Source organism: Labrenzia sp. R5_0, from assembly GCF_017743835.1.
Taxonomy (GTDB): Bacteria; Pseudomonadota; Alphaproteobacteria; order Rhizobiales; family Stappiaceae; genus Roseibium; species Roseibium algicola.
On the sequence record NZ_JAGHRK010000007.1, the window covers coordinates 123,794 to 142,037 of the forward strand.

Here is an 18,244-nt window from a genome sequence, read left to right on the forward strand (position 1 = left end):
TGGCTTTTGCCTAAAAATGCATCCGGCAGTGCTTTGTCTCAGGCTGCCTGATCCTGAATTCTGGCAAGGGATTCTTCCCGGCCAAGAGCGATCAGGACGTCATAAATGCCGGGTGACGTGCCTCGGCCCGTCAGCGCGGCCCGTAGCGGCTGCGCCACCTTGCCCAGTTTCAATTCCTTGTCTTCCGCGTAGGCCTTTACAGCAGTTTCCAGCGGGTCCGCGCTCCAGTCAGAAGCGCTGGAAAGAACTTCGTGAAGATCCTTCAGGATCGCCCGGGCGTCGTCGTCCAGGATCTTCTGGGCCTTTTCGTCGGTGTCGAGCGGGCGCTGACGCCACAGATAGGAGGCGCTTTCCGTCAGTTCGACCAGGGTCTTGGCCCGTTCCTTCAGTCCGGGAAGTGCTGCAAGTGCGGTGTTCTCGTTGTCACCATCGGCAAGCCAGGCGAGAATCCGGTCGCCGCCTTCGGCGTGTGCGAGATAGACCTTCCAATGGCTCAGCAATTCGCCGTCATCGGTCGCGCGCATGTAATGACCGTTGAGGTTCTCAAGTTTCTTGAAATCGAAACGCGCAGCCGACTGGCCGACGGCGTCGAAACCGAACCACTTGATCATGTCTTCGAGCGAAATGATTTCCTCGTCACCATGGCTCCAGCCGAGACGTGCCAGATAATTCCGCATGGCCTGCGGCAGATAGCCCATCTCGCGATAGGCTTCGGCGCCGGTCGCACCGTGACGTTTGGAAAGTTTTGCGCCGTCCGGCCCGTGAATGAGCGGAATATGCGCCATTGCCGGCACATCCCATCCCAGAGCCTTGAAGATGAGCGTCTGGCGAGCTGCATTCGTCAAGTGATCGACGCCGCGGATGACGTGCGTGATGCCCATGTCGTGATCGTCCACCACAACAGCGTGCATATAAGTCGGCGTCCCGTCGGAGCGCATCAGTACGAAGTCATCAAGGTCCTTGTTCGGGATCACGACGCGACCCTGTACGAGATCGTCGACCACCGTCTCGCCTTCCTGAGGGGCCTTGATGCGGATGACTGGGTCAACGCCGGCCGGGGCTTCGGAGGCGTCTCGCTCGCGCCATGTCCCGTCATAGCGAGGCGGCTTGCCCTCGGCGCGGGCTTTCTCGCGCATGGCGTCGAGCTCTTCCGGGGTGCTGTAGCAGCGATAGGCGGTGCCGTTGGCCAGCATTTCCTCGACCACTTCCTTGTGGCGCTCAACACGGGAAAACTGGGAGATCGGGTCTCCGTCCCAGTCGAGCCCTAGCCAGGACAGGCCGTCAATCAATGCGTCCACCGCTTCCTGCGTGGAGCGAGCCCGGTCCGTATCTTCGATCCGCAGCAGCATCTTGCCGCCGTGATGACGCGCGAAGAGCCAGTTGAAGAGCGCGGTGCGGGCGCCGCCGATATGCAGGAACCCGGTCGGGGACGGGGCGAAGCGCGTGACGATGTTCTGTGCCATGGTGCTTTATGAAAGTCTCTGTCAGTATGACGGCGCGGAGCGCGCCGAATTGGTGGCGCGGTCTTAGCACAGGCTTTGGCGAGGCTAAATAGGGGCTCCGGCCATTTCTTGGACCAAAATGAGGAGCTGAAGTGACGTCACGGTCCGGTCCGCTCGATATTTCTGTCGGCCGGTCGCAAACGGCAACCCTTGATGTTGAGCGTGAGGATTTATCACCTGCCGTGCTCACGCCTGAAGTGCGTGAGAAACGGCGTTCAAGGCCAGCGGGCGCTGGTCACACTTATTCTGCTCACAATGCGTCAGCAGATCGTCTTTGGGATTCGCAAGGGCTGTTGTGGTGTGCCTTCGCGTTTGCTGCGGGAATTGGTGTTTACGTTTGGTTGCCTGAAGAACCTTCCTGGGTTCTGTTGGGAGTTCTGGTCGTGCTGGTAAGCGCGGTACTCTGGCGTGTGAAGCTGCGCGGCACGGTGGCGGTTTCCGTCGTTCTCTTCCTGGCATTCTTTGCCGGACTGGCAGCCTCCAGTCTTCGAACGGCATATGTTTCGGCGCCGCGCCTTGCCGAACAGATGAACGCGGATCTGGCTGGCTACATAGAAGAGATTGACAGCGGGGCAGCCGGTCACCGGATCGTGCTGGCCGTTTCCTCGGTCAATGGGCGTCCCGTCGAGGGGGGCGAGTTTCCTGCCAAGGTGCGCTTGCGCGTTCCGGCGGGAAGCGACATTGAAGTGGGGCGCACCGTGAGCGTCAGTGCGCGGCTGTTTCCCCCCGCGGGTCCCGTCTTTCCAGGAGGATACGATTATTCCTTCCGGGCCTTCTTTCAGCAGATAGGTGCGACGGGTTTCAGTTTCGGGTCTCCCGAGGTCATCGAGGCTGAGGAGGCTGGAAATGAATTTCGCCCAGCCGTTGCCGTTGCCAAGCTTCGAATAGACCTCGCGGAGCGTATCAGGGGCAATCTTTCGGAAGGGCCGGAAACCGCACTGATCGTTGCTCTTCTGGTTGGAGACCGCAGCGGAATAACCGAAGAGCAGGAAGAGATTTTGCGGGCCGCCGGACTGGCTCACATTCTTGCAATTTCCGGACTGCATATGGCGCTCTTTGCCGGCGGCGCCTATGGGGCGGTCTTGCTGCTCTTTTCCTTGGTGCCGATCCTGACGCTCAGGTGGCCGGTGCACAAATGGGCCGCGCTTTCAGCTCTTGGTGCTGCAGTTATTTATCTGCTTCTGTCCGGTGGTGCGGTTGCGACGCAACGATCGTTCCTGATGATTGCGATTGTCTTTGTCGGAATTCTGGTGGGGCGACGCGGCCTGACCCTGCGAAGCGTAGCGTTGGCTGGCCTTGTGCTCTTGCTGATTGCTCCTGAGCGGTTGTTTTTTCCCGGCTTCCAGATGTCCTTCGCTGCCGTGATCTGCCTGGTCGCCGTATATGACCTGTGGCGGCAGCGAGATCATTCCCTGTCATCTGGTGAAAGAGTGTCCGGATGGGGCATGGCGACTTGTCTTTACCTCGGCAAGTGGGTTGCAGGGTTGTTCGTCACCGCATTGGTCGCAGGGCTGGCGACCGGCATTATAGGAGCTCATCACTTCAGCCGCATCGCGCCCTATGGCTTAGTCGGCAACTTGCTGGGAATGCCGGTGTTTTCACTTGTTGTGATGCCGATGGGAGTACTTGCATTCGTTCTGATGCCCTTCGGCCTTGCAGTTCTCCCTCTGGCTGTCATGTCTTTCGGAGTTTCACTTCTGTTGAAGGTTGCCTCCTTTACTGCGGCCCTTGATGCCGGCAGCGGAACTTCCGGAAGGCTCGACGGGGCTGCTGCATTGCTGTTGCTATCAGCATTATTTGCCGGATTGTTGGTGCCTGGCAGAAAGCGTGTGCTCGCAGGAGTGCCTCTCGTCGCAGGAATATTGATTGTTCTCACCAGCCGGCCTCCGGATATCCAGATTGCTGCAAGCGGCTCTCGAATAGCTGCCCGCGATGAAACGGGAACTTTGCGTTACGCAGCTAGGGGGAGATCGTTTGCAAGTGATCTCTGGCTGCAGTCGGAAGGAGTGAGGAATGATGCGATCTTGTCGCGCAAGATAAAATCGCCTCAAAGAAATTGCGATGACGACGGTTGTGTCATCAGGGCGTACGTCAATTCTGAGGACGCAGAACGGTTGGATGGCAGGCAATCGTTTCTTGCAATCGCGCAGCCAAAGACATTTGAAGCGTTTCAGCTGGATTGCCGATATGCCGATTTGGTCGTGACCGATCTTGTCGCTCCGGAGAGCTGCGGTGCAGCCCTCGTTCTGGATCACGGTACGCGCACCGAACGTGGCGCCGTCTCCATCTGGCTATCGCCCGGTGATTTCAGCGAGGCCGCAAATGCTACGAGCGGTGCCAGTGCACCGGGCCATCCGCCAAACGAAAATCTGAAAATCGGGAAACTGAAGTTTGCCATCCCGGACCCACCGCGCCCCTGGCATCATCAGGGTACGGTAACGAGAGACAGCCTGCGTCTAGCCGAGCGCGCCTCGGTGGCCGAAGCGCGCGCAGAGGAGTGACTGGTCAATACTGACGAAACAGGGCAACGAGGCGGCCCTGAACACGAACGCGGCCGGGACCGAAGATCCTGGTTTCATATGCCGGGTTGGCTGCTTCAAGAGCGATGGAAGCGCCTTTCTTGCGCAGCCGTTTCAAGGTGGCTTCTTCATCGTCCACGAGTGCAACAACGATGTCGCCACTGTCGGCACTGTCGGTCCGGCGGATAAGAACGGTATCACCGTCCAGAATGCCGGCCTCAATCATGGAATCACCACGAACCTCCAGCGCGTAGTGTTCCCCGCGACCAAGCAGGTCCTGCGGCACTGTGATGGAGTGGCTGTGTGTTTGAATTGCCTCGATGGGCACGCCGGCGGCGATGCGGCCCATGACGGGGATTTCCGTAACACTGGACACCGGCACTGGTGCAGCTTTTTCCGGCTCCGGTTTGCCGAGTGAGCCTTCAATGACTTCAGGTGAGAAGCTGCCTCTTGGCCGTGGAGCGCCCAGGCCGGGTGCGATGGAGTCCGGAAGACGAACAACTTCCATGGCTCTGGCCCGGTTCGGCAGGCGCCGGATGAAGCCACGTTCTTCAAGCGCGGTGATCAGGCGGTGAATGCCGGACTTGGAGCGCAGGTCGAGCGCGTCCTTCATTTCGTCGAAAGACGGCGGCACACCGGTTTCTTTCAGTCTTTCGTGAATGAACATGAGCAGTTCGTACTGCTTGCGCGTCAGCATGTAGGCGTCCCCTGACCGAGAAAACATCTGGTACAAATCAAGAACATGGTACCTGTTCTCATTGTGTTCTGCAAGGGTAAATGTTCTCTTACTGTTCTTGGCTTCGAACAAGTTGCCGTATTCAATCCGTCTCCGATATTGGATTCAGGTCGTCCTTCGATCCGGTCAGGATCAGCAGTTCACAGGTGATCAAAGTCGGCGCGCCACCAGCGGTGAGAATGCCCCGATGCAGTCCACCTTCGAGATCAACGGCGCGGATTGGGACGCAAAGCTCTTGCTCCGGTTTCGCGCCAGCGTTTTCAGTCAGGAGTATCTCGGAGATCAGACCTGTCATCGGCTGGGCGTCGCGGAACGCTGCTCCGGCCAGACTGCCCAGTCCATAGACTTCGTAGGAGGGTGCTTTCAGCTCTTTTGCGAGTTCTTGGATGCTGTCCGTCAGGTCGGCAAACGGAGCGAGTGTGGTGATAAGCGCATTGTAGTCGGTTGTCCGTGACTGTTCGTCATCCTGTTGCACACGAAACAGCGTGAATTCGGTTTCCGGATCCAGCGATGCCACGAACGCTGCGCCTTGCAGGCCGTACCCTTTGATGGCCCCCTGATGCGCAACCTTCAGCGTATGCGGCAGTAAGTGGCCAAGGTGCTCGACTTCTTCCTCATGCCAATAAGCGTGTACATGAGCGAACCATTCACCATCTCGTATCCCGAGAATGGCAACTGCGGACTCAAGCGTTGCGCCTTTCGAGGAGTGCGTGTCGCTGTACCAGGCTGCATGTCGGTCATCGATTGCACAGGCAGGCATCACAAAGTCGAACGCTTCGAGCATCAGCCCGGAAAGATCGAGAACGGCGGAGCTCAGTCCTTGGTGCGTGGCGAAGCGGCCCAGCGTCTCCAGCAAGGGAGTTTGCTCTGCCAGGGAGATTTCCAATGGTTTCGCCAGACATCTGGCATGGGGGAGCCGATTGATGGCACAAGGGCCGGGATGACGAATGTCGGACAGAGATCTGGGGGCGGGCCGTCTCACAACAGGCCTTTCTCGGTCAAATGCTCCCGCACCAGTTTCTTGGTGATCTTGCCATAGGCACTTGTCGGCATTGCGGGAATGAAGAGATAACGTGCAGGCATCTTGTAGCGGGCGATCTTGCCATTCAGATAGTCGCTGAGTTCCTGAGGGTCAGGTGACTTGTCCGGGGCAGCCACACAAACGGCTAGGCCGACTTCGCCCCATTGCCTGTCCGGAATGCCGAGAATTGCGACCTCGGAAATATCCGGATGTGTAAGCAGCACTTCCTCGACTTCCTTCGGGTAGACGTTGGAGCCACCAGAAATGTACATGTCCGACGCTCGGCCTGTCAGGAAGAGGTAGCGCTGTTCATCCATGTGACCGATGTCTCCGGTGCGGAACCAGCCGTTCCGGAAAGACTTCTGGTTGGCGTCTTCGTCTTCCAGATAGCCAGCACAGACTGCCGAACCGATGACGCAGACTTCACCCGTTTCATTGGGGGGCAGGTGATTGCCTTCCTCGTCCTGGATCGAAACCTCTATACCTGTGCGCTCCGTACCGCAGGTGCCGCTGCGTGTCTCAGGTCCATCCTCCAGAAAATGATCCTGTGGCCGTAGCACGGTGATGTTTCCGGTGACCTCGCCAAGTCCGTAGTATTGAACCAGAACGTGCCCCAATTTCTGGAGTGCCAGCTTCTGGTCCTCCCTGTACATGGGAGCCCCCGCATATATGACGTGACGAAGGCTCGAGTGATCGTACTGATCAACAGAAGGGTCTTCCACCAGGCGTTTGACGATTGTGGGAACGGTGAAGAGATTGCTGACCTTGTGTTTTTCGATCAACTCGAATGCAGTCGAAGGATTGAAGCCACCTCCGGGCAGGAGAACATGTGTGGAACCAACTGATAGCTGGGCAATCAGTTGCAACCCTGCACCGTGTGACAATGGAGCTATGACCAGCGACGCATCGCGCTCCGTCGTCCCGGGCAACAGGTCTGCCATGTAGTTGACGCAAACGAATCCGATCTGCCCGTGACTGAGGACAACCGCCTTCGGGCGGCCGGTTGAGCCTGAGGTGAAGAACAGCCAACAGGGATCGTTATAGTCCACTGCCTCGTTCTGCAGGACCTGTCCCTGGTAACGAGAGAGGAGATCCTCATAGCTTGTGCCAAAGTCGCTGGCTCCAATTGTGATGCATCCTGTCAGCTGATTTCTTGCGTTTCGCACTGCATCGGCCTGAGCACCAAAATCAGCGTCACACAGGAAAACCTTCGCCTTCGCTTTTACCGCAGCATAGGCCGTTTCACCCGGAGCCTGTCTGAAATTGCAGGGAACCCAGATGGCTCCCAGACGAAATGCGGCCAACATGATCTCGATCATCTGATGCGAGTTCTGGGCCTGGACCAGCAAGCCGTCGCCCTTGGAAACGCCGAATTCCGATTGGAGACCCTTGGCAAGTGCGGAGACGCGCGAATCGATCTGTGACCAGCTCAAGGTGACCCCATCCTCGACAACCGCAGGCCCTGAGGGCCACCGGGCAGCGTTCCTGGACAGAAAATGCGCAAGATTGGCCACGCGATTGGAACAGCGCTCCACCATCTAAGTTTGCCTCCCGACTACTGGTTTTTTCAGACGTTAGGTTGATGGCAGTCCGTTTGACAAGTTGAGATTGGCATTCAGACCGTTCCGCTTTCTAGGTAAATCGTGCAAGTATGCCGCCGATCGGTTTCGACGTTTGCCTGAGGATTTCGAATGAGTGAGATGACGATTATTGATTGGGACGATGCCTATTCAAATGCTGCCTATATTCCAGGCGCTGACGATTTCATCGTGCGCTGGGCGCAGGATGCGGAAACCTTCCGGAAAAGCTGGGTCGAAAAGGATCTGGATGTCGTTTACGGGGAAGGGGACCGTCAGCGGTTCGATGTGTTTCGGCCACAGAGGAAGTCCAAGGGGCTCGTCGTGTTCGTGCACGGTGGTTACTGGCTGAGATTCGATAAAAGTTCCTGGTCGCATTTTTCTAGCGGCTGCCTGGCAAGAGGCTGGACGGTATGCATGCCGTCGTATGATCTGGCTCCTGATGCGCGGATCGCAGATATCACGCGGCAAATCTCTGTCGCGATTACGAAGGCGGCTGCTCGCGTCGGTGGCCCGATCCGTCTTGCCGGGCATTCCGCCGGTGGGCATCTGGTCACACGCATGATTAGCGAAGACAGCCGGTTGCCGAAAGACGTTCTGGATCGAATCGAGCGTGTTGTTTCCATCAGCGGTTTGCACGACCTTCGCCCGCTCAGAAACACGGTGATGAACAAGTCCTTCCAGATGAACGAAGACGATGCCATGGCCGAAAGTGCGGCATTGATGGTGCCCGCCGTTGACTGTCCGGTTGTCGCCTGGGTCGGTGGAGCGGAGCGTCCGGAGTTTCTAAGGCAATCGAAACTCCTTGCGGATGCCTGGCCAATGGCCACCTACAAGGAGGATCCCGGCCGCCATCATTTCGATGTCATAGACGGTTTGAAGGATCCCGATAGTGAACTGACGGAAACCTTGCTGGCCCCTTGAGCCACTTACGAGGAGGCGCACATGCGTACTGAAAGCGACAGCATCGGCGAAATAGACGTGCCGGAGGACAAATACTGGGGGGCACAGACACAGCGCTCCTTGAAGTATTTTTCCATCGGTAGCGACCTGATGCCGATAGAGCTTGTCCACGCTTATGGCGTTTTGAAGAAGGCAGCGGCCCTTGCAAACGAAGAGCTGGGGTTGCTGGATGCAGATCTTGCTCGGTTGATTGTCCAGGCTGCCGACGAAGTTATTGATGGAAAACTTGACGACCATTTTCCGTTGCACGTGTGGATGACCGGCAGCGGAACACAAACCAACATGAACGTGAACGAAGTGATCTCCAATCGCGCCATTGCCCTTGCCGGTGGTGTGCTGGGGTCAAAAGATCCGGTTCATCCGAACGATCACGTGAACCTGTCTCAATCGTCCAATGACAGCTTTCCCGCAGCGATGCACATGGCTGCTGCACTCCAGGTGACGCATCGCCTTTTGCCCGGCGTGCAGATGCTCCAAAAGAGCCTGCAAGACAAAGCCGACGCCTGGGACGACATCATAAAAATCGGCAGAACGCATATGCAGGACGCCACGCCTTTGACGCTTGGTCAGGAGTTTTCCGGTTATGCGGAAATGCTGCGTCAGGACATTGAGCGCATCAGTTTTGCCCTAAAGGATGTCTATGGACTGGCGCTGGGCGGAACTGCAGTCGGGACGGGCATCAATGCTCATCCCCTTTTTGCGGAGTTGTCTGCCACCCGGATCGCGGAACTGACGGACTTGCCGTTCTATACGGCTCCGAACAAGTTTGCGGTTCAGGGGGCGCATGATGCTCTTGTCATGTTGAGCGGAGCCTTGAAGACGCTTTCAGTGTCATTGTTCAAGATCGCAAACGATATCCGCCTCTTGTCCTGCGGGCCCCGCTGCGGTTTCTTTGAGCTGAAAATTCCGGCAAACGAGCCCGGCTCTTCGATCATGCCAGGCAAGGTCAACCCGACGCAGTGCGAGGCACTGGCGATGGTTGCGGCACAGGTGATGGGCAATGACGTCGTCGTCGGGATAGGTGGCGCCAGTGGCTACCTGGAGATGAATGTCTACAAGCCGCTGATGATCAATGCGATCCTGCAGTCGGTAAAGATCATGGGCGACGGTTGCACCAACTTCTCCCTATTCCTGGTGGAAGGCATGGAGCCGAACGAGAAGCGCATCAGGGAGTTTCTGGATCAATCCCTGATGCTGGTGACTGCGCTAAGTCCGGTGATCGGATATGACAAGGCCAGTCATGCCGCACACCATGCGTTTGAGCATGATCTGACCTTGAAGCAGGCGTGCCTTGACCTTGAATTCGTCAGTGCGGAGGAATTCGACCGGGTTGTTGATCCGGCGAAGATGGTCCAACCGTCGCTTTAGGTCGGCCGAAAGTTTCCTGATGAGCGCCTTCGTGACGCGCTGGGCAATTCGGCGTACGACTACAAGAGACCCCTTTGCGCGAGATTGCGCATGAGGGAGCTTATGCCGAATGTCCATTCCGGACATTCGGTCGAAAGCCGGACCGTGTTGCTCAATCGACCGAGGCCCGGACTTTCGATTGTAACGACGTCGCCCAGTTTGTGAGTGAAACCTTCTCCGGCAACGTCCCGGTCCTGCGTCGGTGCGAAGAGGGTACCGAGAAACAGCACGATCCCGTCGGGATACTGATGGTGGCGGCCCAGGGTTTGCCGGACCAGATCCACAGGGTCCCGACTGATTTCCTTCATCGAAGATCTCCCCTTCAGGATGAAGCCGTCCGTTCCCTCCACCGTCAGGTCCAGCTCTGCCAGTCGAACGTCATCCAATGAATATCCCTGGTCGAATAGTCGGATCATCGGTCCGATGGCACAGGATGCATTGTTGTCCTTTGCCTTGGACAAGAGCAGAGCCGAACGGCCCTCGACATCACGTAGATTGACATCGTTTCCTAGCGTCGCGCCAACAATCACACCCTTTGAGGAGACTGTTAGAACCACTTCCGGCTCTGGGTTGTTCCAGCTGGACACCGGGTGCAGTCCGACGTCGGCTCCGGTGCCGACGGAGGAAAGAACCTGCGCCTTGGAAAAGACCTCGGCATCCGGGCCGATGCCGACTTCCAGGTATTGGCTCCAGAGGCCCTCGGAGATAAGCGCTTGTTTGACCTTGGCGGCTTCTTCGGATCCGGCTCGCAGGTTCCGCAGGCTGTCGCCGATGGTTGCACCTACCCGTGCCCGGATGGCTTCGGCCTTTTGAGGATCTCCTGCCGCTTTCTCCTCGATCACGCGTTCGACCATGGAATTTGCGAAGGTCACGCCACATGCCTTCACTGCCTGTAGATCGCAGGGAGCCAGAAAATGCAGGTTGGCGATATCGCTGCAGGTACCAGCCGCGATTTCATCCAGAGTGCCAAGATCTTCTCCTTTAGCTGCGGCAACATAGGCAGCCGGTTCCGTTAGTTCGCAAATATCCCGAACGGTGGGGGCGGCTGCGGACGTGATGTCGAAAACGCGGTTTTCTCGCAGTGTGACGACGGCAGGACCCTTGACATCGGGTCGCCAGACACGGCCCAAAAATGTGCCGGAGGACAATTCGGTTTCTGAATAGAATTTCATGGCGTTCCCAGGTTGGCCGTTAGGCCATCATTGTTGGTTTTCCCTAGTCTGCTGGGAAAATTCTCAGTTGTCCAACAAATGTGGAAACGCAGGCGCCATTCCATAGGTGCGCTAGAGAGAGTGGGTATCTGGTCAGGAAATTACCGGTGTCTCTCTCTGTTTGCCAGACAGACCAACAGGTTTGCCGGCAACCAGGTCACTCCTGGAGGGTCGAAGCGACCAGCTTGTCCGCCATGGCCTTGTTTTGCACCAGCATGTCTTTCATGCGTCCACGTGCCAGTTCTGCGTCTCCGGAATCGATCGCTTCAGCAACGCCGACGTGATTGCGACGCGCAATCTTTTCTTCCGGAGGAGTTCGTTGTGAGGCGGCATAGGAAAAGAGCATGACCGCGTAGATCAGATTCTGGAGCTGGGAAAGCATCTGATTGCCACTGGCCTGCAGGATCGTGGCATGGAACATGTAGTCGGCGCCGATCATGCTTTCCTGACCATCCAGAGGATGGATGGCACGCGCGGCCGCAAGAATGGTGTCGCGTTGCTCCCGGCTTGCGTTGACGGCTGCCAGGGCGGCGGCCTCCGGCTCAAAAATCAGTCTGAGGTCAGTTGCTTCTGCATAGATTCTCGCAGTCTGCGGACTTCTTGGGTCATGCCAGCGAATGACGTCTGGATCGAGAAGGTTCCAGTCGTCAAAGGGGCAGACCCGAGACCCATATCTGCGTGCCGTTCGAACAAGCCCTTTGCCGCAAAGCACCTTGATGGCTTCTCGGACAACAGTTCGCGAAACACCGAGGCTGTCGACAAGTTCGTCCTCACGCGGAAGGATCGCGCCTGTCGGATATTCTCCCCGCGCAATCTTTCTACCGAGATGTTCGACCGTATCTTTGACTGCCCCCGTCGGCAGGGATGTAAGGACCTTGTCCGGAAGTTCGAAGAAATTACGCTTTTTATTATCCATTCAACAGACTCAGGCAGTCGGGTCTTTCCAATCGAACTTGATCGGCGAGACCGGCGTTGTGTCCTGCGCATGTTTTACAAGCGAATTTTATAAAATACTAGATTTAATGAGTTGCCACGACGTTTTGCAAAGCTAATACGTCGCTTCTGGAGTCTCTTTATGTCGCTGCTGTTTGAATTATTGACCATTCAGGCAAGGAAATGAATTCGCAGCTTTGAAATTTGTAGGACAATTACTCGGGGCCTAGCCATCCAGAGCATAAAGCCTTTGTGCAAGTTTTCTGACGCCGGTGTTCTTGAAGTGCCGGATACTTGCAGGTGGAACTAAATAGACAACTCCGGCGGCCAGTCCGTCGCGCCAGCGCAGCTGCACTTCGGCAACGGTTTTTGGGACGGCATCGAAGACATAGAACTCTTCCGGCAGGTCGGTAACCTCGTTCAGCACGAGACGGACACCTCCATCGGAAATGTCCCTGATCGTGCAATCGCAAATAAATTCATTGTCCAGACTTGCAAGTTTCGCGGGGCGCAATCTTGTGCGCTGGCGCGGATGCAGGCGACGCTGAATTGCTGCGGCAATGGAGTCCCGTTTCGAAGACAGAAATGAAAACATGGCACAACCTCAGTTGTTGGGTCTTGATGGGGCAAGCGGTCCAGCTGGTCTTAACGGCTCTGGTCTGCCGGAACCGGGGAGTGCGGGCCGATAGCTGGGATCTCCCAGCGTCGAGGGGCGGTGTGTGACTGGTGATTGTGCGTTCCGGCAAAGGCGATATGCAAGATCATACAAACCGCGCCAACCAGCCGGTGTACTGCCAAGGTTGTCCAGCACGGCAAGTGCACCGCCCGTCAATGCACCCCTGCGTGCTCCACTTGGGCCTTCCCAGGCGCCACCTGCAACGGCTCCCTCCATCGCGCCGTCGACGATCGGCATGTCCGATTGATCCGGGTTGATATGCGCATCTGCATAGGCTCTTGCGTAGGCATCGCAGTTTGTGGTCTGGGCTGAGGCTTCTGGAGCCAGGCAGGCAACTGAAGCAGCGATTGCAGCCTGCAGGAGCCCGGCCTTCGCGAGCTGGACACGGTGCATCGTGAAGGCGCGACATATGAATGGTTGGACCGAGGGTCTGGCTGCTTTCCTTGCGCGGGTCGGCGGCTGCAGACGTTTCATACGCTTCTCCCAAATACCGAAAACTGAAAGGGCAGGGTCGCCCGCACCGGTAATGCATGCACACCGAAGATTGCGTGAAACTTGCGTCGCAGGCGTCCGGGAAGGAACCCTGCCAAATCATCACGGTCGAACAGTTTCGGGCAAGCTTGGCTGACTATCCCTTGGGGCAACCTGAGCTGATAGGAGGTCTTCTATGGAACCTGTGTTCCTGACCAAACTCGTTTCGAATAGCAATGACTGGCTGTCCGTCCGCCAGGCGACCATTGCCGAAAACATTGCCAACGCCAATACGCCTGGCTTCCGCTCCAAGGACCTGGAACCGTTCACAACCGTGATCAGCAAAACCCAGCTTGCCATGACCGCAACCCATGACGGCCATCTTGGTCAGACCATGGAAGCCGCGCGCAAGTCCGATGTCGAAAAGGCGGACAGCTGGACGGTCACGCATTCCGGTAACTCCGTCAGCTTGGAACAGGAACTCATGAAGGCAGGAGAGGTCGCGCGCGATCATTCGTTGAACGCCAGTATCGCGAAGTCCTTTCACCGCATGTACCTCTCCACAGTGAAATCCTAAAGGAAAACAAGCATGTCTGATCCGCTTTCCGCAACCTTGCAGATTTCCGGCGCCGGTCTCAGAGCGCAGTCGGAGCGGTTGAGAGTTGTGTCCGAAAACCTCGCCAACGCCCGCTCTACCGGTGAAGCAGCCGGCGATGATCCCTATCGGCGCAAGACCATCACGTTCGAAAGTGAATTCAACCGCGCCGTCCAGGCCAACCTGGTGTCCGTGAAGGACATCGGCAAGGACAAAGCCGAGTTCGCGGTGGAATACGATCCCGGCCATCCGGCGGCGGACGAGAACGGCTACGTCAAGATGCCGAATGTCAACACGCTGCTTGAACTGGCCGATATGCGCGAAACCAACCGCTCTTACGAAGCCAATCTGAAAGTCATGACGCAGGCCCGCGAGATGGTCATGCGCAACATTGACCTGTTGAGGAACTGATCATGATCAATGAAATCTCCGCGCTGACATCGTCGACCGACGGCGTCCTGAAAGCAGCCTCCACCACCAGGTACACGGCGAGCACGCCGGATCTTGGCGGCACGGGCGCCGTGGGCGAAACCAGTTTCTCCGATGCGATGGCGAAAGTTTCGACCGATGCGATCGACAAGATCAAGCAAGGCGAGGCGGTATCGATTGCAGGTGTCGACGGACAGGCGTCGGTACAGCAGGTGGTCGAGGCCGTAATGGCTGCTGAATCGACCCTCCAGACCGCAATTGCCATCCGCGACAAGGTCGTGAGCGCCTATCAGGAAATCAGCCGCATGTCGATCTGATCGAAGGCTTGGCCTCGATAAGCGATTGTAATTACCAGGAGAAAATCCATGAAAGCCCTTGCTATCGCCGCGACCGGCATGAGCGCCCAGCAGACAAATGTCGAAGTGGTCGCCAACAACATCGCGAACATGAACACCACGTCCTTCAAACGTTCGCAGGCGGAATTCTCAGACCTTCTTTATCAGGCCGAGCGCCTGCAGGGCGTGCCGAACCGGGGTGGTGAAGATCCTGTACCGGAAGGTGCTCAGCTTGGTCTGGGCGTTCGTACCGCCGGGATCCGCAAACTCCATGCCCAAGGCTCGCTGACCAACACCGGCAACCAGTTCGATGTTGCGCTTGACGGGCGGGGATGGTTCGAAATTACTGGTCCTGATGACGAAACACTGTTTACCCGAGCCGGTTCGTTCAACAAGAATGCAGACGGCAGACTGGTGACCATTGACGGCTATGCCGTCGAACCGGCGATCATCATTCCGCAAGAAACCATTGAAGTTGTCGTCAATGAATCGGGTCAGGTCTATGCCAAGGTCGATGGCGAGATGACGCCTCGTGAACTCGGACAGCTGACGCTTTCCAATTTTGCCAACGATGTCGGTCTGGAACCAGTGGGTGGCAACCTTTTCCGTGAAACCGAGGCCTCTGGCACGCCTGTTACCGGTGTTGCGGGTGATCCGGGTTTCGGCGTGGTTCGCCAGGGATATCTGGAAAGCTCCAACGTTGATCCGGTAAAGGAAATCACTGCCTTGATCAGCGCTCAGCGCGGCTATGAAATGAACTCCAAGGTCATGAAAGCCGCCGACGAGATGGCCGGTACCGTCACCAACGGCATTCGCTAACAGGGAGAAGGTGATGACGATCCGATCCCTTTTCCTGGTGCTGGTCATGATCTTCAGCACCGGGGCAGCGAAAGCAGCCGGAGGCATAGATCTGCCGGTTCCGCGCCAGACAATACCGGCTGGAACCGAAATCACTCACCAGGATCTGATCGAACGATCGTTTCCAACGCGGACAGCGCAGCAATTCGCGGTGTCTACCAACAGGGGCCAACTGGTTGGCATGGTTGCGCGGCGTACGTTGCTTCCAGGACAGCCGGTACCGATCAATTCGGTCGAAAAGCCGGTCCTTGTTCGTCGTGGTGAGCCGGCGCGACTGGTTTTCCGTGAGCAGGGGCTGGTGATCATCATGCAGGTGGAAGCTCTTCAGAACGGCGGAGCCGGCAACTTCGTACGCGTACGCAATGTCGATAGCGGTCTGGTTGTTTCCGGGCGGGTTCAAGAAGACGGCACCATACGTGTGGAGAACTGATTTTATGACCCGGTTACTCGTTTTTGTTCTGGCTGCACTGTTGGCCTTGCCGGTGTCGGCAATGTCCATGGTGCGGATCAAGGACATCGCAAGTCTGCAAGGGGTGCGCGACAACCAGCTTGTCGGCTATGGCCTCGTTATCGGTCTGAAAGGATCCGGCGACACGTTGCGCAATTCCCCATTCACGGAGCAATCGCTGCAATCGATGCTCGACAGTCTCGGGGTGAACGTACGCGATGCGCGGCTGCGGACGCGTAACGTAGCGGCCGTTGTCGTGACCGCCGAAATGCCGTCTTTTATCGGTCAGGGATCGACGATCGACGTAAGTGTGTCCTCGCTTGGCGATGCGACGTCACTTGCCGGGGGTACTCTCATCGCGACCCCTTTGCTGGGAGCTGACGGGCAAATCTACGCGGTTGCGCAGGGCCCCGTTGCAGTATCAGGTTTCTCGGAGCTGGGGCAGGCGGAAAGCCTGACCCAGGGGATACCGACCGTCGGTCGGGTTCCAAACGGTGGTCTCATCGAAAGAGGTTTGCCGGCTAAATTTTCGCAAATACCCAACCTCGTTCTCGAACTTTCCAATCCGGATTTCCGCACCGCAGTGCGTATTGCCGATGCGATCAACCAGTTCACCAGGGAGCGATACGGCATCAAGGTGGCCAAGGAGCGAGACTATCGCACCGTGGTACTCACGCCTCCGCAAAACATCAGTGTCACGAGGTTCATCGCTGAAATCGAGGCTATTCGGGTGACGCCTGACCAGATTGCGAAGGTCGTGATCGATGAGCGAACAGGGACTGTGGTCATAGGCAAGGATGTGCAGATTTCGACCGTTGCGATTACCCATGGCAATCTGACGGTTCGTATATCGGAAGCACCCGAGGTTTCGCAGCCGTCGCCGTTTTCGCTGAATGGCCAGACAGTGGTCGTGCCACGAACATATGTCGATGCTCAGGAGAGCGGTGGTCAACTGGCTGTCGTCGGTGGAACGGACCTGCCCACACTGGTGCGGGGTCTCAACCGGATCGGTCTGCGGCCAACCGGTATCATCGCCATCCTTCAGGCGATCAAGACAGCCGGCGCGCTGCAGGCGGAACTCGTGGTGCAATAAGTCAGACCTGTTCCTAACCCAACAGGGAAACCAGCACTCATGTGGGCTGAAACCCTGAAGGGCGGGATGACGTCTCCTTCATGAGAGCAATTCTGAAACGCCGCTTTTTGAAGCGGCGTTTTTTTTGCGACAGCCTCACGCAAGCTCGATCTCCGATTGTGCGGTCAAAGAGGTTCTGCACAAGGGAAGGCCTTATGCCACGACATTTGGACCGCGGCCGCACATTCACGCTTCTGGTGCTTGCGGCAGTTTCGCTCACATTCGGCGGCCAGGCCATTGCCCAGGCGCCGCGCCAGAAGCCCCAGGCACGCGAAAGCGCGATTGCGCCCGTACCGCCACAGGACAGCGAGCTCTATTGCAAGAACATCGCCGAAGCGGCTTCGGATGCGCGCATTAAGTGGCAGACCTGGAAACTGATCAGCCTGGAGGCAAGTCTCCGGGACAGGATTGAAGAATTGCAGCGCAAAGAGCGCGAATTCGAAAAATGGGTCGAGCGGCGCGAAGACCTTCTCAACGAAGTCGAGGATCAGGTCGTCTCAATCATCGGGCGCATGCGTCCGGAAGCAGCTGCGGCGCAGCTGCAGACGACCGACGAGGAAGCCGCTGTTGGCGTTCTCCTGAAACTGAAGGCCCGTGTTGCCAGCAGCATTCTCGACGAGATGGAGCCTTCCCGTGCTGCCCAGTTGACCCAATCGATGATGGGCCTGACCCATCCCGAAATACAACGGAGTTTCTGATGCGCGCTTTTGTGATCTCCCTAGGAGCTGCGATGCTGACCGGCTGTGCCGGGCAGCTGGAAGACGTTGGCCGCGCACCGGAGATGTCTCCGGTTGGGTACGGCCTTGCCGTTCAACAGCCGGCAGCTTATCCGCTGAGTACTTTCGGGCAGGGCACGGTCAAGGACTACAACTCCTTGTGGGCCAGCGGTCGCGACAATTTCTTTGCAGACCCGCGTGCGAAGAAGGTCGGTGATGTGCTGACCGTGACCATCCAGATCAATGACCGCGCGAACATGGACAACAGTTCGGATCGCCGCCGCACTTCCGATATCGGCTGGGGTGGCACCATGGATTACGACTGGGATGGCATCGGGCATGGCGGCAGCGGCAATCTTGGCGTTGATTCCGGCTCCGGTTCCGCGGGTTCCGGCTCCATCGATCGGTCGGAAGAAATCCAGCTGTCCGTTGCGGCCGTGGTCACGGACCGCCTGCCGAACGGCAACCTGGTGATCTCCGGCTCGCAGGAAATGCGCGTCAACTTCGAGATGCGCATCCTGCAAATCGCCGGGATCGTGCGTCCGCGGGACATCCAGGCCAACAACACCATTCCTTACGACAAGATTGCCGAAGCGCGGGTCTCCTATGGTGGCCGCGGCAGGATCACCGAGGTTCAGCAACCGGCCTGGGGGCAGCAGATCTACGACATCGTGACGCCCTTCTGAGCCCTTCCTGAAAGTACCGGAAAGACCCA

The 18,244-nt window shown here is 57.5% G+C and carries 19 protein-coding genes; 11 read left to right on the plus strand and 8 right to left on the minus strand.

What is annotated here, in order from left to right; all coding sequences use genetic code 11:
• Positions 1-38: 38 nt before the first annotated feature.
• A complete protein-coding gene (gene gltX / locus J7447_RS27175) occupies positions 39-1,463 on the minus strand; it encodes a glutamate--tRNA ligase (protein WP_209171494.1) in 1,425 nt (474 codons plus the stop codon).
• 236 nt (positions 1,464-1,699) lie between these two features.
• On the opposite strand from gltX, the gene J7447_RS27180 reads away from it, so the two are divergent.
• Positions 1,700-4,003, plus strand: coding sequence for a ComEC/Rec2 family competence protein (locus J7447_RS27180; protein ID WP_353653824.1), 2,304 nt, complete (start codon positions 1,700-1,702; stop codon positions 4,001-4,003).
• Between the two features lie 4 nt (positions 4,004-4,007).
• Here the strand turns inward: J7447_RS27180 and lexA are convergent, their stop codons facing one another.
• From lexA to J7447_RS27195, 3 genes are all read right to left on the minus strand, one after another.
• Positions 4,008-4,718, minus strand: a complete 711-nt coding sequence (gene lexA, locus J7447_RS27185) for a transcriptional repressor LexA (RefSeq protein ID WP_022998485.1) — start codon at positions 4,716-4,718, stop codon at positions 4,008-4,010.
• A 121-nt stretch (positions 4,719-4,839) separates the two neighbouring features.
• Entirely contained in the window at positions 4,840-5,643 is an 804-nt protein-coding gene (locus J7447_RS27190; RefSeq protein WP_209171496.1) for a hypothetical protein, read from the minus strand.
• Positions 5,644-5,735: 92 nt separating this feature from the next.
• Complete coding sequence (locus J7447_RS27195; protein ID WP_209171497.1) at positions 5,736-7,316, minus strand: acyl-CoA synthetase; 1,581 nt, start codon at positions 7,314-7,316, stop codon at positions 5,736-5,738.
• 153 nt (positions 7,317-7,469) lie between these two features.
• On the opposite strand from J7447_RS27195, the gene J7447_RS27200 reads away from it, so the two are divergent.
• On the plus strand, positions 7,470-8,279 hold the full coding sequence (locus J7447_RS27200; RefSeq protein WP_286189655.1) for an alpha/beta hydrolase: 810 nt from the start codon (positions 7,470-7,472) through the stop codon (positions 8,277-8,279).
• A 21-nt stretch (positions 8,280-8,300) separates the two neighbouring features.
• The gene (fumC, locus tag J7447_RS27205) at positions 8,301-9,686 is read left to right on the plus strand and encodes a class II fumarate hydratase (protein WP_152506475.1); all 1,386 of its coding nucleotides are present in this window, start codon (positions 8,301-8,303) and stop codon (positions 9,684-9,686) included.
• A gap of 59 nt (positions 9,687-9,745) precedes the next feature.
• On the opposite strand, the gene J7447_RS27210 is transcribed toward fumC, so the two are convergent.
• The 4 genes from J7447_RS27210 to J7447_RS27225 form a co-directional block, all read right to left on the minus strand.
• Positions 9,746-10,897, minus strand: coding sequence for a fumarylacetoacetate hydrolase family protein (locus J7447_RS27210; protein WP_209171498.1), 1,152 nt, complete (start codon positions 10,895-10,897; stop codon positions 9,746-9,748).
• 196 nt (positions 10,898-11,093) lie between these two features.
• The gene (locus J7447_RS27215) at positions 11,094-11,852 is read right to left on the minus strand and encodes an FCD domain-containing protein (protein ID WP_022998491.1); all 759 of its coding nucleotides are present in this window, start codon (positions 11,850-11,852) and stop codon (positions 11,094-11,096) included.
• 243 nt (positions 11,853-12,095) lie between these two features.
• Positions 12,096-12,464: a PilZ domain-containing protein gene (locus J7447_RS27220; protein ID WP_022998492.1), complete on the minus strand. Its 369-nt coding sequence runs from the start codon at positions 12,462-12,464 to the stop codon at positions 12,096-12,098.
• 9 nt (positions 12,465-12,473) lie between these two features.
• A complete protein-coding gene (locus tag J7447_RS27225) occupies positions 12,474-13,019 on the minus strand; it encodes a hypothetical protein (protein WP_209171499.1) in 546 nt (181 codons plus the stop codon).
• Positions 13,020-13,212: 193 nt separating this feature from the next.
• On the opposite strand from J7447_RS27225, the gene flgB reads away from it, so the two are divergent.
• The 8 genes from flgB (at position 13,213) to flgH (ending at position 18,215) form a co-directional block, all read left to right on the plus strand.
• Positions 13,213-13,593, plus strand: a complete 381-nt coding sequence (gene flgB, locus J7447_RS27230; protein WP_022998493.1) for a flagellar basal body rod protein FlgB — start codon at positions 13,213-13,215, stop codon at positions 13,591-13,593.
• Between the two features lie 12 nt (positions 13,594-13,605).
• A complete protein-coding gene (flgC, locus tag J7447_RS27235; protein WP_022998494.1) occupies positions 13,606-14,022 on the plus strand; it encodes a flagellar basal body rod protein FlgC in 417 nt (138 codons plus the stop codon).
• Positions 14,023-14,024: 2 nt separating this feature from the next.
• Entirely contained in the window at positions 14,025-14,357 is a 333-nt protein-coding gene (locus J7447_RS27240) for a flagellar hook-basal body complex protein FliE (RefSeq protein WP_022998495.1), read from the plus strand.
• A 48-nt stretch (positions 14,358-14,405) separates the two neighbouring features.
• Entirely contained in the window at positions 14,406-15,194 is a 789-nt protein-coding gene (gene flgG / locus J7447_RS27245) for a flagellar basal-body rod protein FlgG (protein WP_022998496.1), read from the plus strand.
• Positions 15,195-15,207: 13 nt separating this feature from the next.
• Complete coding sequence (gene flgA, locus J7447_RS27250; RefSeq protein WP_055654468.1) at positions 15,208-15,663, plus strand: flagellar basal body P-ring formation chaperone FlgA; 456 nt, start codon at positions 15,208-15,210, stop codon at positions 15,661-15,663.
• Positions 15,664-15,667: 4 nt separating this feature from the next.
• On the plus strand, positions 15,668-16,774 hold the full coding sequence (flgI, locus tag J7447_RS27255; RefSeq protein ID WP_209171500.1) for a flagellar basal body P-ring protein FlgI: 1,107 nt from the start codon (positions 15,668-15,670) through the stop codon (positions 16,772-16,774).
• A 194-nt stretch (positions 16,775-16,968) separates the two neighbouring features.
• Positions 16,969-17,511: a MotE family protein gene (locus J7447_RS27260; protein ID WP_055654463.1), complete on the plus strand. Its 543-nt coding sequence runs from the start codon at positions 16,969-16,971 to the stop codon at positions 17,509-17,511.
• Positions 17,511-18,215 (plus strand): flagellar basal body L-ring protein FlgH, encoded by a 705-nt coding sequence (gene flgH / locus J7447_RS27265; RefSeq protein ID WP_022998500.1) that lies wholly within the window; start codon positions 17,511-17,513, stop codon positions 18,213-18,215. The genes J7447_RS27260 and flgH overlap by 1 nt, the downstream gene beginning before the upstream one ends.
• The last annotated feature ends 29 nt before the right edge of the window (positions 18,216-18,244 follow it).

What these genes read in the sequence shown, in the direction of transcription:
- J7447_RS27215 (WP_022998491.1), bottom strand. Translation starts at nt 11,852, where the DNA reads ATGGATAATAAAAAGCGTAATTTCTTCGAACTTCCGGACAAGGTCCTT.
- J7447_RS27210 (WP_209171498.1), bottom strand. Translation starts at nt 10,897, where the DNA reads ATGAAATTCTATTCAGAAACCGAATTGTCCTCCGGCACATTTTTGGGC.
- fumC (WP_152506475.1), top strand. Translation starts at nt 8,301, where the DNA reads ATGCGTACTGAAAGCGACAGCATCGGCGAAATAGACGTGCCGGAGGAC.
- J7447_RS27240 (WP_022998495.1), top strand. Translation starts at nt 14,025, where the DNA reads ATGATCAATGAAATCTCCGCGCTGACATCGTCGACCGACGGCGTCCTG.
- J7447_RS27195 (WP_209171497.1), bottom strand. Translation starts at nt 7,316, where the DNA reads ATGGTGGAGCGCTGTTCCAATCGCGTGGCCAATCTTGCGCATTTTCTG.
- gltX (WP_209171494.1), bottom strand. Translation starts at nt 1,463, where the DNA reads ATGGCACAGAACATCGTCACGCGCTTCGCCCCGTCCCCGACCGGGTTC.
- flgA (WP_055654468.1), top strand. Translation starts at nt 15,208, where the DNA reads ATGACGATCCGATCCCTTTTCCTGGTGCTGGTCATGATCTTCAGCACC.
- J7447_RS27200 (WP_286189655.1), top strand. Translation starts at nt 7,470, where the DNA reads ATGAGTGAGATGACGATTATTGATTGGGACGATGCCTATTCAAATGCT.
- flgI (WP_209171500.1), top strand. Translation starts at nt 15,668, where the DNA reads ATGACCCGGTTACTCGTTTTTGTTCTGGCTGCACTGTTGGCCTTGCCG.
- J7447_RS27220 (WP_022998492.1), bottom strand. Translation starts at nt 12,464, where the DNA reads ATGTTTTCATTTCTGTCTTCGAAACGGGACTCCATTGCCGCAGCAATT.
- flgH (WP_022998500.1), top strand. Translation starts at nt 17,511, where the DNA reads ATGCGCGCTTTTGTGATCTCCCTAGGAGCTGCGATGCTGACCGGCTGT.
- J7447_RS27260 (WP_055654463.1), top strand. Translation starts at nt 16,969, where the DNA reads ATGCCACGACATTTGGACCGCGGCCGCACATTCACGCTTCTGGTGCTT.
- J7447_RS27225 (WP_209171499.1), bottom strand. Translation starts at nt 13,019, where the DNA reads ATGAAACGTCTGCAGCCGCCGACCCGCGCAAGGAAAGCAGCCAGACCC.
- flgG (WP_022998496.1), top strand. Translation starts at nt 14,406, where the DNA reads ATGAAAGCCCTTGCTATCGCCGCGACCGGCATGAGCGCCCAGCAGACA.
- flgC (WP_022998494.1), top strand. Translation starts at nt 13,606, where the DNA reads ATGTCTGATCCGCTTTCCGCAACCTTGCAGATTTCCGGCGCCGGTCTC.
- flgB (WP_022998493.1), top strand. Translation starts at nt 13,213, where the DNA reads ATGGAACCTGTGTTCCTGACCAAACTCGTTTCGAATAGCAATGACTGG.
- lexA (WP_022998485.1), bottom strand. Translation starts at nt 4,718, where the DNA reads ATGCTGACGCGCAAGCAGTACGAACTGCTCATGTTCATTCACGAAAGA.